At 40.7% G+C, this 13703-nt stretch carries 17 protein-coding genes and 1 other RNA gene; 13 read left to right on the top strand and 5 right to left on the bottom strand.

Annotated elements, in window-relative coordinates; translation table 11 throughout:
- The first annotated feature begins 250 nt into the window (after positions 1–250).
- The 4 genes from PGP85_RS16260 (at position 251) to PGP85_RS16245 (ending at position 2932) form a co-directional block, all read left to right on the top strand.
- Entirely contained in the window at positions 251–829 is a 579-nt protein-coding gene (locus PGP85_RS16260; RefSeq protein ID WP_270328457.1) for an NUDIX hydrolase, read from the top strand.
- A gap of 396 nt (positions 830–1225) precedes the next feature.
- A complete protein-coding gene (macP, locus tag PGP85_RS16255) occupies positions 1226–1510 on the top strand; it encodes a cell wall synthase accessory phosphoprotein MacP (protein WP_010741056.1) in 285 nt (94 codons plus the stop codon).
- 104 nt (positions 1511–1614) lie between these two features.
- Positions 1615–2307 (top strand): 5'-methylthioadenosine/adenosylhomocysteine nucleosidase, encoded by a 693-nt coding sequence (locus PGP85_RS16250; protein ID WP_010741055.1) that lies wholly within the window; start codon positions 1615–1617, stop codon positions 2305–2307.
- A 79-nt stretch (positions 2308–2386) separates the two neighbouring features.
- Positions 2387–2932, top strand: coding sequence for a cysteine hydrolase family protein (locus PGP85_RS16245; protein ID WP_010741054.1), 546 nt, complete (start codon positions 2387–2389; stop codon positions 2930–2932).
- Between the two features lie 47 nt (positions 2933–2979).
- Here the strand turns inward: PGP85_RS16245 and PGP85_RS16240 are convergent, their stop codons facing one another.
- Positions 2980–3654, bottom strand: a complete 675-nt coding sequence (locus tag PGP85_RS16240) for an HAD family hydrolase (protein ID WP_010741053.1) — start codon at positions 3652–3654, stop codon at positions 2980–2982.
- Positions 3655–3791: 137 nt separating this feature from the next.
- Here PGP85_RS16240 and crcB point away from each other — a divergent pair, with 137 nt between their 5' ends.
- Positions 3792–4172 (top strand): fluoride efflux transporter CrcB, encoded by a 381-nt coding sequence (gene crcB / locus PGP85_RS16235; RefSeq protein ID WP_010741052.1) that lies wholly within the window; start codon positions 3792–3794, stop codon positions 4170–4172.
- Positions 4169–4522: a CrcB family protein gene (locus PGP85_RS16230; protein ID WP_270328456.1), complete on the top strand. Its 354-nt coding sequence runs from the start codon at positions 4169–4171 to the stop codon at positions 4520–4522. Before crcB ends, PGP85_RS16230 begins: the two co-directional genes overlap by 4 nt.
- A 26-nt stretch (positions 4523–4548) precedes the next feature.
- Here PGP85_RS16230 and PGP85_RS16225 read toward each other — a convergent pair whose 3' ends face one another.
- Entirely contained in the window at positions 4549–5526 is a 978-nt protein-coding gene (locus PGP85_RS16225) for an AraC family transcriptional regulator (protein WP_034709332.1), read from the bottom strand.
- Positions 5527–5637: 111 nt separating this feature from the next.
- On the opposite strand from PGP85_RS16225, the gene PGP85_RS16220 reads away from it, so the two are divergent.
- The 7 genes from PGP85_RS16220 to fucO all read left to right on the top strand — a co-directional run bounded on the left by PGP85_RS16220 (position 5638) and on the right by fucO (position 12540).
- Positions 5638–6957: an MFS transporter gene (locus PGP85_RS16220; protein WP_010741049.1), complete on the top strand. Its 1320-nt coding sequence runs from the start codon at positions 5638–5640 to the stop codon at positions 6955–6957.
- The gene (rhaB, locus tag PGP85_RS16215; protein ID WP_010741048.1) at positions 6954–8411 is read left to right on the top strand and encodes a rhamnulokinase; all 1458 of its coding nucleotides are present in this window, start codon (positions 6954–6956) and stop codon (positions 8409–8411) included. The genes PGP85_RS16220 and rhaB overlap by 4 nt, the downstream gene beginning before the upstream one ends.
- A gap of 53 nt (positions 8412–8464) precedes the next feature.
- Entirely contained in the window at positions 8465–9742 is a 1278-nt protein-coding gene (gene rhaA / locus PGP85_RS16210; RefSeq protein ID WP_270328455.1) for an L-rhamnose isomerase, read from the top strand.
- 59 nt (positions 9743–9801) lie between these two features.
- Complete coding sequence (gene rhaD / locus PGP85_RS16205) at positions 9802–10635, top strand: rhamnulose-1-phosphate aldolase (RefSeq protein ID WP_270328454.1); 834 nt, start codon at positions 9802–9804, stop codon at positions 10633–10635.
- Positions 10632–10943: an L-rhamnose mutarotase gene (rhaM, locus tag PGP85_RS16200; protein WP_010741045.1), complete on the top strand. Its 312-nt coding sequence runs from the start codon at positions 10632–10634 to the stop codon at positions 10941–10943. The genes rhaD and rhaM overlap by 4 nt, the downstream gene beginning before the upstream one ends.
- Positions 10944–11064: 121 nt before the next feature.
- On the top strand, positions 11065–11223 hold the full coding sequence (locus PGP85_RS16195) for a hypothetical protein (RefSeq protein WP_010741044.1): 159 nt from the start codon (positions 11065–11067) through the stop codon (positions 11221–11223).
- A 162-nt stretch (positions 11224–11385) separates the two neighbouring features.
- The gene (gene fucO / locus PGP85_RS16190; protein WP_010741043.1) at positions 11386–12540 is read left to right on the top strand and encodes a lactaldehyde reductase; all 1155 of its coding nucleotides are present in this window, start codon (positions 11386–11388) and stop codon (positions 12538–12540) included.
- Positions 12541–12584: 44 nt separating this feature from the next.
- Here the strand turns inward: fucO and PGP85_RS16185 are convergent, their stop codons facing one another.
- From PGP85_RS16185 to ssrS, 3 genes are all read right to left on the bottom strand, one after another.
- The gene (locus tag PGP85_RS16185; RefSeq protein WP_010741042.1) at positions 12585–13055 is read right to left on the bottom strand and encodes a universal stress protein; all 471 of its coding nucleotides are present in this window, start codon (positions 13053–13055) and stop codon (positions 12585–12587) included.
- A gap of 58 nt (positions 13056–13113) precedes the next feature.
- Positions 13114–13398, bottom strand: coding sequence for a hypothetical protein (locus PGP85_RS16180; RefSeq protein WP_010741041.1), 285 nt, complete (start codon positions 13396–13398; stop codon positions 13114–13116).
- 66 nt (positions 13399–13464) lie between these two features.
- Positions 13465–13658, bottom strand: a non-coding RNA gene (ssrS, locus tag PGP85_RS16175) — 6S RNA.
- Positions 13659–13703 lie beyond the last annotated feature (45 nt).

Here is a 13703-nt window from a genome sequence, read left to right as displayed (position 1 = left end):
AATTTCTATAGAAATAGTATCGGACTAAAGATGGATTTTTCAGATTTAGAAAAAACATAAGAATTTTCTGTGATACAATAAGGCAGAACCGTCGGGCTACAGCTACTCGGGCTGCCAAGGCCATTTTTGCAGCTATTATTGGGAGAAGATAGGTTACGTAATTAGGCTGAAAAGTTTTAAGAAACTCTTGGGATGGTATACGACTTGAAAAATTAATTTCTTGATAGGAAAAAGGGGGAAAGGTGTCGTAATGTTAGAGTATAAAGATTTTGAAGAGAAGACAATTGAACGGAAAGAATTGTTTAAAGGAAAGATCATTGATGTTTATTTGGATGATGTCGCCTTGCCAATGGGCGGAACTTCTAAGAGGGAGTTAGTTTTCCATCATGGGGGCGTTGGAATCATTCCCATCACTAAAGAAAATAAAATGATCATGGTCAAACAATTTCGGAAACCGCTAGAAAAGGTTGTCATGGAAATTCCTGCTGGAAAAATTGATCCCGGCGAAGGTCAGCATCCAGAAAAAACAGCGATGCGTGAATTAGAAGAAGAAACGGGCTATCGTACCGAAAAATTAACGTACATAAATGAAATGTATTTATCACCAGGATTTTCAAACGAGAAATTATACATTTACGCGGCGACCGATTTGGTCAAAGTTGAAAATCCGCGACCGCAAGATGACGATGAGGTTTTAGAACTTTACGAGTTAACGATGGAAGAAGCAAAACAAGCGATCCAAGATGGATTGATTTGCGATGCGAAGACCATTTTCGCAGTAAATTATTGGGAATTGCTGCAATTAAAAAATAAACAAGCCAATTCCTAAAGGTTATCTATTTATACGGCATGAAAATCAGACTCATTTTTCCTCAAGAAAAATGAATACATTTATAAGAATAAGGATGTCAGTTCCTCTTTTAGTAGGATCATTGAATTGGATATCAAAATGTTCTGATTTGTCTAAAAACGTCAGGCAAAGTATAGAGGAATGATATACGGCATGAAAATCAGACTTATTTTTCCTCAAGAAAAATGAATACATTTATAAGAATAAGGATGTCAGTTCCTCTTTTAGTAGGATCATTGGATTGGATATCAAAATGTTCTGATTTGTTTAAAAACGTCAGGCAAAGTATAGAGGAATGATATACGGCATGAAAATCAGACTCATTTTTCCTCAAGAAAAATGAATACATTTATATGAATAAGGAGAGGATCACGCATGAGCCAATCACCCCTGGTGACGCGCAGTGAATTGCGAAAACGAAAAGAAGAGCAAGAGCGGTTGGCAGAGGAACAACGAAAAGCTGCTGAACGAACGTATGAAAAAAGAGAGAAAGAAATCAGTAACGTTTATCGCAAAGAATTAAAGAAGAATAAACCAGTCACGAAGTCTCGCAGCAGTGAACGCGTGAAACAAAAAGAACGTGGTAGTATACTAAATAAGGCGATTATTTTTGTTCTATTACTTTTGATCGTGGTAATGTTAGCTGTATTCTTTATTTAGTTATGCATTAAACGGACGGATGTGTTTTATTTAGCGAAACACGTAGGAGTCATCGAATGTATTTAACTAAAAATAATTTTATTAATTGAACTAGGAGAATGATTATGAAAATCGGTATTATCGGTGCCATGGAACCAGAAGTTAAAGCATTACGAGAAAGCTTGGAACATCCATTATCTTGGGAGCAATCAGGCGCATTGTTCATTTCTGGAAGTCTGGGCAATCATGAAGTGATTGTTGTGCAATCAGGGATCGGAAAAGTTTTGGCTTCGATCACGACTTCTGTTTTGATTCAACAATATAAGGTCAATATGGTCATCAACACGGGAACCGCTGGCGGAATCGGAACGGGTCTTTCAATCGGGGATTTAGTTATTGCAGACAAAGTTGCCTATTTTGATGTGGATGCGACGACGTTTGGCTATGAAATTGGACAAGTTCCCGGGATGCCTCTTTACTATGAAGGCTCAACATACTTAAAAGGTGAGATGCTGGAAGCCAGCAAAAAAATGAATCAATCCGCACATGTTGGTTTGATCGTTTCAGGCGATACCTTTGTCAGCAGCCCATCAAAAATTTATGAGATTAAAGCGGCATTTCCTGATGCGCTGGCTGTTGAAATGGAAGGGGCAGCAATTGGGCATACGGCTGCTCAATTTGGCATTCCATTCTTGATCGTGCGAGCAATCAGCGACACGGCTGACAGCGAAGCAACAGAAACACACGAAGAATTTGTTAATCGTACAGGAACATTATCTGCACAATTAGTGATTGAATTTGTAAATCACTTAGTCTAACTAATTTGTTACTTACCCGATTTACTTCTTGAAATGAAACAATAGCAATGAAGAACTGAATAATGAGGAGGAACATTTCATGCGTGCATTACTTTCGATTGACTATACTAATGATTTTGTAGCAACTGACGGCAAGCTGACCACAGGGGAAGCGGGTCAGGCAATTGAGCAAGAGATCGTCGCTATGACTGAAAGTTACTTTCAACAAGGTGATTTCATCGTGTTCGCGATTGATGGGCATGATCCCAGTGATCAATACCATCCCGAAAATAGACTTTTCCCGCCGCATAATGTGATCGGAACGAGCGGTCGTGATTTATATGGTTCGCTGGCTGATTTTTATCAAGCAAATCAAGCGAAGAAAAATGTTTATTGGATTGACAAGCGTCATTATTCAGCCTTCAGCGGGACGGACCTAGACATTCGGTTACGCGAACGCGGTATTACAGAACTTTGTTTGACAGGGGTTTGTACAGATATTTGTGTCTTGCATACTGCTGTGGATGCCTACAACTTGGGGTATCAATTGATAATCCCAGAAAAGGCTGTCGCAAGTTTTGATGCAACAGGGCATACTTGGGCGTTGAATCATTTCAAGAATACTTTAGGAGCAAAAATCGTCTAAAAAGAAAAAAAGAAAGCCGCAACGATTTTCTATCGTTGCGGTTTTTTTTATTTCAAATAGTCGGAGATGAATGTTGTGAAATTTTCAATGACGCCATCTTTTGCTAGACCCTCGGCTTCAAGAACGGCACGGTTTTTTCCATCGGGATCAATGGCTACGATCGTACCGATCTTAGCATTGTGAGCAGCTTGTAATCCAGAATAGGAGTCTTCGATTACCAGACAGTTTTTTGGCTCAACACCGATTTTTTCTGCTGCGATCAGGAAAATATCTGGCGCGGGTTTTCCGGGGAAACTGCCAGTATGGCAAACCATCTGGTCGTAATCGAACCAATTGCCTAGATTTAAGTAGTCGAAATAGAAATCCATGTTGATCTTCGGTGATGCCGAAGCAATCGTCATAGGAATGTCGTTTGCCTTCAAGTAATCTAGCACATCTCGCAGGCCTTTTGTAAAATCTTTATGGTTAGAACTTTCTAGAACTGATTTGCGATAGAAAGTCTCTTTTTCATCAGATAATTTTTGAACCTCTTCATCGGTCAGATCCTTTGAAATAAAGTTGCGTAAAATCACGTCGTTGGTTTTGCCGTGAAGATTCTTTAAAATGTCTTCCTCAGTCAATTCTTTCTCTGAATATTTTTGGAGTAAATATAGCCAAGCGGCTTCATGGAGATCAGAATCCATGAACATTGTCCCGTTAAAATCAAAAATGATACCTTTCATACATAACCCTCACTTTTTCCAAGATAGTCTTAGTTTAGCACTTTTTGAAAACAATTGATGAAAAAGAAAGTATTATTTGCAACTTCAAATCAATCGTTTTATAGTGAGAAAGAATGAAATAAATGGAGTTGAAATATATGTTAGACTACTTGGTCATTGCACTTTTTGCATTTGTCGGAGGGACCGCGCGCTATTGGTTAGGCGTTTGGATTCCGGCGGTAGGCGGGTTTCCATTAGGAACGCTGCTGGTTAACTTATTAGGCTGTTTCATCTTTAGTTGGATCGTCAAACATATTTTGAATGATAGCGATGTTTCCGCTCGTTTAGTTTTGGGGATGGGCGTTGGATTCTGCGGAGCCCTGACGACGTTCTCTTCGTTTGCTTTAGACACGATGAAATTAGTACAGGCGGGACAAATCGGATTCGCTTTTCTTTACCTGCTGCTGTCATTTATCGGCGGCTTGGCTATGACCGTGCTCGGTGAAGCGATCTATCACAGAAAGGTGGTAGAGCCATGATCGAGACATTATTGGCAGGCAGCGGTGCCGCAATTGGAGCCCTGCTGCGCTTTACTTTGAATAATTATTTTGAACCTCAGACCAAACGTCTGCCGAGAGCGACTTTTTTCATCAACTTGACTGGAAGCTTGCTATTAGGAATTTTCTTTGGTCTCCATCTGTCTGATCCAGTCTATTTATTTTTAGGCACGGGAATTATGGGCGGTTACACGACCTTTTCTACCTATAATTTTGAATTGTTTGTCTTATGGAAAAAGGATCGGCCGATGTTTTATCGCTATCTCCTTGGATCATATGGATTAGGGTTACTGTTAAGCTTTATCGGAATAGTGATCGGTTCAAAACTATAAAAAATGAGTCACAGAAATTCTGTGGCTCATTTTTTATTTTCTCTGAAAGTATTTGGCAGCTCGCCATAGGCCGCTTTAAACTGTTTGTAAAAATGACTGCGATTTTTGAGACCCACCAATTCAACGATCGAGCTGATTGGCAGCGTGGAGCCTTCAATTAGAAACTTGGCCTGCTTCATTCGCTGTTTTGATAGTAGTTCGGAAAAGGTTTCGCCAGTCTTTTTCTTAATGATATTGCTTAAATAGTTCTTGTTATAGCCGAGTTGCTGAGCGGCGTTTTCCAGAGAGAGGCTGGCATACTCCTTTTCGATTAATTTTAAGGTGTCAATGACGACCTGATGGTTGGTCTTATCCTTTTTCTCTTCATAAAAATCATAGGTGCAATTGCCAATCAATTCTGTAAATAAAATCGGAATGTAGAGAGAAATGATCTCATTCGCAAAGATCGGTTCGGTGAAATATTTATCGATCATTTGATCGAGGATCATTTGAACATGCTCATTTTGGGAGCAGCGGAAAATCAAATATTCCTTTCGTGAACGGGTCGCCATCGTCTGAGCTAAGAAATTGAAGAGCACACTATTCTTATCATTCAAACTAGACAGCCAATCGATATCGACTTTATCATTTGGGAAAATAATGTTGATCAGAATGTCCTCTTCTCCATGTTCACCTAAAGCATGAGAAGAGCCGCGATCGAGCAGTAAAATTTCTCCTTGCTTGATCACTTCGCGTCTGCCATTGATATACTGGACAGATTTTCCTGAATAGACATAATTCAATTCTAAAAAGTGGTGACTGTGTTCTGGATACGGAGCAAACCGCGGGTGCTTACTGATGTAAATCGAATTATTTTTTAGAAAGTATTCTTTGAGTAAAACCATGTTGTCTTCTGCCGTTTGAAAGGATCTTGAGGGGATATCAATCACGAATTTTTTCTTATTTAATTGCGCCTCTTCGATTTGATTATGGTTCTGTAAATAGTCTTTTACGATTTTATGCATGTCAACACATCCCTGTAATTTCGTCACAATCATTCTATATCCACGACATTGAAAACGCAACCATAAATTCCGATAATAAACATGTAAATAAATTTAAGGAGCGAGTAAGACATGAGCGGACAAAGCGGTGGAGGAAAAAAAGAAACGATTGCAGTTTCTTTAACGAACTATTTGGATTCTGGCTGTATCGTAGCAGGTGCGAGCGGGCTGACCTTATGGGCTCAGCATTTTGGTCTAAGTAGTTTCGCGGTTGGATTATTAGGAGCATTGAGTGCAAATGCTTTTGGTGCCGCGATTGGTGCGCTAATTGGCGGGCGTTTATCGGATAAGTATGGACGAAAATTCATCTATACCTATAACTTATTGATTTATATGTTCGGCGCATTGTTTATTATTTTTGCAATGAATTTTCCGATGCTTTTAGCAGGATTTTTAATTATGGGATTGTCTGTTGGTGCTGGAGTTCCCGCATCATGGTCTTATATTGCTGAAATGGCCCACCCTGATTCACGGGCACACAATATCGGCATCTCTCAATTGGCCTGGTCATTAGGGCCTGCGATCATTTTCACACTAGGTGTAATTTTGGCACCATTAGGTCTGCTTGGAAGTCGTTTATTGTTTGTTTCGTTAGTAGTAGTTGCACTGATTGCTTGGATTTTGCAACGTCAATTAGAAGAATCGAAAGACTGGGAAGCAGAAAATGCGCGACAAGCAGCAACAACAGAAAAGGCTCATCCTTACAAAGAGCTGTTTTCAAATGTTGTGAATAGAAAATCAGTTCTATTCTTAGTGGGCGTGTATTTATTTTGGAACTTAGTAGCAGGTGCGATGGGATTCTTCATGCCATTTGTTTATGAAACAGTCGGCGGATTGACCAATTCGCAAGCTAATATGCTGCAAGCAGCTTTGTGGATTTTGACTTCAATTGGTTCGTATTTTGGTTTTGCCAAATTAGGGGACAAAGTTGATCAACGTAAATTCTATTTTGTAGGCGCTTTAATGGCGGTAGTTTCATGGGTCGTCTTAACCTTCGTTGGGATGTCTTGGTTAGGCTTAGGAGTTTTCGTAGTTTTATGGGGACTCTCAGCAGGGATTGGGGCCCAAGCCTTCTATGCTTTGTGGGCGTCAGAATTATTTCCAACTAAATTCCGCGGCGGGGCACAAGGAATCATGTTCTTCTTAGTTCGCGGCAGTTGCGGTGTTTGGTCAATCATCTTCCCTATGATCTTAGCCAGCTTAGGCTTTACCGTTGCTGGGACAGTTATGATCGGTTTGCTGATTGTATCATTAGTGATTGGAACCGTATGGACACCGCAAACACAGGGGAAAACATTAGAACAAATTACGAAAGAGCGTTATGGAGACAGTGTCGAAGCTGCAAAAGAAGCAACTGAAGATCTGCCTCATGGCCAAGAGGTAACAAAATGACGGAAACCTATATAGCAGTAGATATTGGTGCATCAAGCGGACGATTGATGCTTTCAGAAAAAAATCCCTTCAACAAAATTTCTTTGGAAGAGGTTCATCGCTTCAAAAATGGTTTTTCTGATAATAGCGGCACAGACTATTGGAACGCGGATCATTTGATTGAAGAAATTTTGATTGGCTTGGAAAAAGTGAAGCAACGCGGCGTTGAAAAGTGCTATGTCGGTATCGACACTTGGGGTGTTGATTACTGTTTGCTGGACAAGCAGGGTCAGGCATTAAGTCAACCTGTCAGCTATCGCGATGATCGAACAAAGCAGGCGATGGAAGAATTTGATCAGCAATTTTCATTGCAAATGCTTTATCAAAAAACCGGAATTCAGCTTCAGCCATTCAATACGGTTTTCCAATTGTTCAAGGAAGATCGGGAAAAATTGGCTCACGCCAAACAGTTATTATTGATGCCGGATTATTTGGGCTACGTACTGACTGGTCAAGCGGTGTTAGAAAAGACCAATGCATCAACCATGCAGTTGATGAATTTGAAGTCTAGGAAGCTTGATGAGGATGTATTAACAGCGATCGATGTTGTAAAAGAATTATTTCCGAACCCGGTAGAACCGGGAACTATCTTAGGTCCGATCTTAAAAGAAAAATTTCCGACATATGATTTGCCAGATGCGACGTTCATCACGATTGCTTCTCACGATACGGCGTCGGCCGTTGTAGGAACACCGGGCAAAGGTGACAACTGGGCTTATATTAGTTCAGGGACTTGGTCATTGATGGGCGTGGAGATCGAAGAAGGTATTTCGACTCCAGAAGCGTTTGAGGCAAACTTCACCAATGAGTGGGGTGTTCAAGGGACGATCCGTTTCTTGAAAAATATTATGGGGATGTGGTTGATCCAAGAAGTAGCTAGAATGCAGGATTATCAGTATTCGTATCCTGAGTTGGCTGAACTGGCGAGCCAAGAAGAAGCATTCGTCAGTTTAATCGATGTCAATGACTCGCGTTTTATGAATCCTAAAAATATGATCACAGAGATTCAGTCTTATTGCCGAGAAGTGGACCAAAAAATACCGAAGACGGCAGGGGAGCTGGCACGTTGTATATATGACAGTTTGGCTCTGTGTTACGCGGTGGAACTCGAAAAGCTTGAGAAAATTACTGACCGCACGATTACTCAATTGCATATCGTGGGAGGCGGTTCGAACAATGATTTCTTAAATCAATTGACCGCGGATGCTTGCGGCATCAATGTTCTGGCTGGACCGGGTGAAGCAACCGCCATCGGCAATATCATCGTGCAAATGGTTGCAACAAAAGGTTTCGGAACACTGGCAGAAGGACGCGAAGGGATAAAAAAATCCTTTCCGATGAAAGAATTTCAACCACAGATAGACAACCAGTGTGCTATTGAGAAATACCAATCATTAACAAAATCATTCGTATAAAAATGATTCATCATTTTAATGAATAAATAGAAAGAAAAGGGAGCAGAAACGAAATGACAAAAACAGTTGAAGAACGTTATGAAGACGCAAAAGCGCGTTACGCAGAAATCGGTGTCGATACGGATGCCGCATTGAAAAAATTACAAGATGTAAAAATCTCAATGCATTGCTGGCAGGGGGACGATGTAAAAGGATTCTTAAATCCCGATGGTGAATTAACCGGCGGTATCATGGCAACCGGAGATTATCCCGGTGCAGCTCACACTCCGGATCAATTACGTCAAGATGTTGAGAAGGCTTTTTCATTGATTCCAGGCAGCCATAAATTGAATTTGCATGCCATCTACCTAGATACCGATGAACCTGTCGATTTAGATGAAATTAAACCAAAGCATTTTGCAAAATGGGCCAGCTGGGCTAATGAACAAGGTGTTGGCTTGGACTTCAACCCAACCTTCTTCTCTCATCCAATGATGAAAGACGGAATGACCTTAGCTCACCCAGATAAAGAGGTTCGTGATTTTTGGATTGAACACGGCAAACGCAGCCGTAAAATCGCTGAATATTTAGGCAAAGAAACCGGACAAACTTGTATCGACAACTTCTGGATGCCAGATGGTATGAAGGATAATCCGATTGATCGTTATACACCTCGGAAACGGATGATGGAATCACTAGATGAAATCTTTGCGGAAGATTTGAATGAGGAATATACCCAAGAATCTGTTGAAAGCAAGCTGTTTGGCCTTGGCGCTGAAGCTTATACAGTTGGCTCCCATGAATTTTATATGGGGTATGGCTTAACCAGAAACAAACTGATCTGCTTAGATGCTGGCCATTTCCATCCAACTGAAGTGATCTCAAACAAATTGACCTCACTGGCGCTGTTCTCTAAAGGAATTATGCTGCACGTTTCTCGCCCAGTTCGTTGGGATTCTGACCATGTTGTAATTATGGATGATGAATTACAAGAAATTGGTAAAGAAATCGTTCGCAATGATCTTCTAGGAAAGACCAATATCGGCCTAGATTTCTTTGATGCCACAATCAACCGGATCGCTGCTTGGGTCATCGGTACTCGTAATACTCAAAAAGCTCTATTGAAAGCCATGCTGGAACCGATCGAAGACTTGAAGACCATTGAATTGGATCTTGATTATACGAAACGCATGGCTTTGACCGAAGAATTAAAAGATTTCCCTTATGCTGATGTTTGGAATTACTTCTGTGAACAAAACAATGCTCCAGTCGGCATGGATTGGTATGAAGAAGTCATGAATTATGAAAGAGATATTTTATCAGCGCGAGACAAAGAGTTCGCACACGCATAATGAATTGGTGGGGGGCCTTGCCTCCCTGCCTTGTTAGATAAAACTTGGAGGAATCAATCGTGAAAAATATTTTAGAAGCACCTTTTGTCAAAGAAATGGTAGATGTAACCAGCAACCTGTATCGACTAGGCTGGGATGAACGGAATGGCGGCAACGTATCTTATCTATTAGAGGAAGCGGACGTCAGAGAATACTTGGATACTGCAAATGTACTGCGGAATATTCCGATGGATTTTGACGGATCAGCGCTTAAAGGAAATTATTTCATCGTAACCGGTTCGGGAAAATATTTTAAAAATGTGACTCAAGATCCCGCCAATAATCTTGGTATTTTGCGAGTAGCTGAAGACGGACAAAGCGTGGATTTACTTTGGGGGTATACAGATGGCGGAGTTCCAACGAGTGAACTGCCTGCTCATTTTATGAGCCATATCGCCCGCTTAGAAGTTGATCCTGAAAATCGGATCGTAATGCATTGCCATGCGACTCATTTATTGGCAATGACTTTCAGCCATGAAATGACCGCGAAAGCTATCACACGAACACTTTGGGAGATGTGTACTGAGTGTATGGTCGTTTTCCCTGAAGGTGTTCAAGTATTGCCATGGTTGATTCCAGGCTCTAATGAGATTGGTGAAGCGACGGCCGAAAAAATGAAGCAAGCTCGTTTAGTGCTTTGGTCATTTCATGGTGTTTATGGAGCCGGTCGTACGATGGATGAAACTTTCGGCTTGATTGAAACGGCCGAAAAAGCGGCACAAGTCTATACCTATGTTCAGGCGCAAGGTGGTGTGCGTCAAACGATTAGTGATGAAAACTTTATTGCTTTAGCTAAACAATTCGGCATCACACCAAATCGAGTTTTTTTTGAAGCCGGGGTGCCTAACGCATGATCAAAAAAGCGGTTCGAATGAAGTTGTATCCTGGATTAAAAAAAGAATACGCAAAACGCCACAATGATTTATGGCCTGAAATGCGTGAAATGTTGAAAGCACATGGAGCAAAAAGCTATTCTATCTTTTTCGATCCTGAAACAGATTTTCTCTTCGGTTATTTGGAAATCGAAGATGAAGAGAAATGGGCTCAAACAGCCGACACAGAAATCAATCGTAAATGGTGGGATTATATGGAAGACGTCATGGATACAAATCTGGACCACTCACCCGTAGCGGTAGACCTAGAACAAGTATTTGAGCTGTAAAAGAGACTGGCAACAGTTTCTTTTACACATATATGTGAAATTGTGTGCAAACGTAGTCGAGATCGAATGCGTTTATAGATGACTCGTTAAAGCCTGCCGAATATTGGAAAGGGAGAGGAACATGAAATATCTTGTACAGGTTGAAACACTTGCTGGGGAAAAACAAGAAAAGGATTTTCAAAATTATCGCGAGGCTTTGTGTTGTGCAACAAATTATGTCCACCTCAAATTCAGCAAAATCATTCGGCAGGGGGAAGTCATTAATAAATTTAAGTTTTAGCAGATAGAATAAATAGAAATAAAACACAAGCAAGTCAAAATATTTTTTTTATAATGGACGTTGTTTTTTATGACAAGAATTTACAATTAGAAGTCACAGAAAGCGGTTTCTTTTTATGGGATAATCAATTGTGAAATACAACACAATAAAGGAGAGAATACAATGGTAGTCAATCGAATGATTTTAAATGAAACATCTTATTTTGGTAAGGGCGCGATCCAAGAGGTAGCAAATGAAGCCAAGAAGCGCGGATTCAAAAAAGCTTTGGTCGTTACAGACAAAGATTTATTGAAATTTGAAGTAGCTACGAAAGTCACCGCGATTTTAGATGATGCAGAGTTGAGTTATGAGATATTTGACGGCATCGTACCTAATCCTTCAATTGAGGATGTTCAGGCCGGAGTGAAAGCCTGTCAGGCGGCCGAAGCGGATTATATCGTGGCAATCGGCGGCGGTTCGCCAATTGATACAGCCAAGGCGATTGGAATCATTACGACAAATCCTGAGTTCTCTGATGTGATCAGTCTTGAAGGTCCTGCCGATACAAAAAAACCGGCTTTGCCGATTTTGGCAGTACCAACTACCTCTGGAACAGCAGCAGAAGTGACGATCAATTATGTAATTACCGATGCTGACAATCATCGCAAATTTGTTTGTGTCGATCCCCATGATATTCCAGTCGTTGCTTTTGTTGATAGCGATATGATGATGGGGATGCCAAAAGGATTATGCGCTTCAACCGGGATGGATGCTTTAACTCATGCGATCGAAGGCTTTATCACCAAGGGTGCTTGGGAAATGAGCGATATGCTTCACATTAAGGCGATCGGAATTATCAGTCATGCGTTGAGAGACTCCGTTGCGGAAAATCAGGAAGCGCGAGAAAAAATGGCTTTAGGACAATATATCGCTGGTATGGGTTTCTCTAATGTCGGCTTAGGCTTAGTTCACGGAATGGCCCATCCATTATCGGCTTGGTATGACACACCTCATGGAGTTGCTTGTGCGACATTACTGCCATTGATCATGGACTTCAATAAGGAATATACCGGTGAAAAATACCGGGAAATTGCTATTGCGATGGACGTAGCAGGAGCAGCGGAAATGTCGTTAGCAGAAGTTCGCGATGCCGCTGTTCAAGCTGTGAAGCAATTAGGAATCGATGTTGGGATTCCTCAAAGCCTGACTGAAATCGGAATGAAGGAAGCGGATGTTCAGCAAATAGCTGAAGATGCTTTTCGAGATGTTTGCTCGCCGGGGAATCCACGAGATGCGACGGTGGACGAGATTATCGCGCTATATAAGTCAATGCTATAAGAAAAAGCCAACCTCGCGAGGTTGGCTTTTTTTAATGAGCTAAATTATTCGTCCTCTTCAGGAACTTTGTTGTCTAAGTCTGTCCGAACAATTAAAACGTCACAAGCAGCGTTGCGAATGACATATTCAGAAACTGAACCGATAAATAAACGTTCAACCGCATTTAAGCCAGTTGCACCAAGCATAATCAAATCGATTTGATTATTTTCTGGAATTTGATTGGCGATCATCACTTTTGGCGCACCATATTCAATGACTTTACTGATGTGTTCGACACCAGCACTTTTTGCGTCAGCTTCATAATCGTCTAACGTTTGTTTCGCCATATCGGTAGCTTGTTCTGCTAGAACATTATCGAAAGAAGAAACTGTTTGAAACGCACGTGTATCAATGACATGAGCGAGTAGTAATTCCGCTTGATTTCGCTTTGCAACATTTACTGCCTTTTTGAATGCTAATTCTGCTTCATTAGAACCGTCGACTGCCACCATGATTTTACTGTATTCTTGATCCATCGTTTCCAACTCCTTTTCTCATCCTTATTTTAAATCAAAATTCTTAAAAATGGTACTGTTAACCTTTTTTTGTTTTTGATCCCATTAATAAAGCGAAGATGGCCGCAACCACTAAAAGGATGACTAAGTACATCATCGAATACGTTCGTTGATTGATGATGCCGACAACGATACTAACAATTCCGAGAAGTGCATAGACATAGCCGAATTGACGTAAAAAGCTGCGAGACTCATCTTTTGATTCTTTACTAAAGAGCACTAAAAGTCCTTGCGGTTTTTTTATCAAATAATAGCTGCAGATTAATAAGACAAGTGCTAGTAAAAATAATAAAATGCGGATCATTTTTTTCCTCCAATATAATAAAAAGCAATTTGCAGTACGCAAATTGCTTTCATTCCATAAAAAATGGAAAATTCCGTCGATGCCGTTATTCACCCGATAGTATTGATCCCGCAAAATCTAGCAGGTGGGTTCCATGGTCTAAGCATCGAACTACCAAATGAAAAGGCATGTTACCAACTTTGACACAAGACGGATCCCAAGATATCAATAAAAATGTTCGGTCAACACTGAAATAGGCAACGCGCACATCACAGAATTTCCATCTCAATCATAGCACAGTCATTATTGAGACGCAACGAATGGGT

This window comes from Enterococcus malodoratus, assembly GCF_027659535.1.
GTDB lineage: Bacteria > Bacillota > Bacilli > Lactobacillales > Enterococcaceae > Enterococcus_A > Enterococcus_A malodoratus.
This window is presented reverse-complemented; position numbering and strand designations above follow the sequence as displayed.

What these genes read in the sequence shown, in the direction of transcription:
- PGP85_RS16260 (WP_270328457.1), top strand. Translation starts at nt 251, where the DNA reads ATGTTAGAGTATAAAGATTTTGAAGAGAAGACAATTGAACGGAAAGAA.
- macP (WP_010741056.1), top strand. Translation starts at nt 1,226, where the DNA reads ATGAGCCAATCACCCCTGGTGACGCGCAGTGAATTGCGAAAACGAAAA.
- PGP85_RS16250 (WP_010741055.1), top strand. Translation starts at nt 1,615, where the DNA reads ATGAAAATCGGTATTATCGGTGCCATGGAACCAGAAGTTAAAGCATTA.
- PGP85_RS16245 (WP_010741054.1), top strand. Translation starts at nt 2,387, where the DNA reads ATGCGTGCATTACTTTCGATTGACTATACTAATGATTTTGTAGCAACT.
- PGP85_RS16240 (WP_010741053.1), bottom strand. Translation starts at nt 3,654, where the DNA reads ATGAAAGGTATCATTTTTGATTTTAACGGGACAATGTTCATGGATTCT.
- crcB (WP_010741052.1), top strand. Translation starts at nt 3,792, where the DNA reads ATGTTAGACTACTTGGTCATTGCACTTTTTGCATTTGTCGGAGGGACC.
- PGP85_RS16230 (WP_270328456.1), top strand. Translation starts at nt 4,169, where the DNA reads ATGATCGAGACATTATTGGCAGGCAGCGGTGCCGCAATTGGAGCCCTG.
- PGP85_RS16225 (WP_034709332.1), bottom strand. Translation starts at nt 5,526, where the DNA reads ATGCATAAAATCGTAAAAGACTATTTACAGAACCATAATCAAATCGAA.
- PGP85_RS16220 (WP_010741049.1), top strand. Translation starts at nt 5,638, where the DNA reads ATGAGCGGACAAAGCGGTGGAGGAAAAAAAGAAACGATTGCAGTTTCT.
- rhaB (WP_010741048.1), top strand. Translation starts at nt 6,954, where the DNA reads ATGACGGAAACCTATATAGCAGTAGATATTGGTGCATCAAGCGGACGA.
- rhaA (WP_270328455.1), top strand. Translation starts at nt 8,465, where the DNA reads ATGACAAAAACAGTTGAAGAACGTTATGAAGACGCAAAAGCGCGTTAC.
- rhaM (WP_010741045.1), top strand. Translation starts at nt 10,632, where the DNA reads ATGATCAAAAAAGCGGTTCGAATGAAGTTGTATCCTGGATTAAAAAAA.
- PGP85_RS16195 (WP_010741044.1), top strand. Translation starts at nt 11,065, where the DNA reads ATGAAATATCTTGTACAGGTTGAAACACTTGCTGGGGAAAAACAAGAA.
- fucO (WP_010741043.1), top strand. Translation starts at nt 11,386, where the DNA reads ATGGTAGTCAATCGAATGATTTTAAATGAAACATCTTATTTTGGTAAG.
- PGP85_RS16185 (WP_010741042.1), bottom strand. Translation starts at nt 13,055, where the DNA reads ATGGATCAAGAATACAGTAAAATCATGGTGGCAGTCGACGGTTCTAAT.
- PGP85_RS16180 (WP_010741041.1), bottom strand. Translation starts at nt 13,398, where the DNA reads ATGATCCGCATTTTATTATTTTTACTAGCACTTGTCTTATTAATCTGC.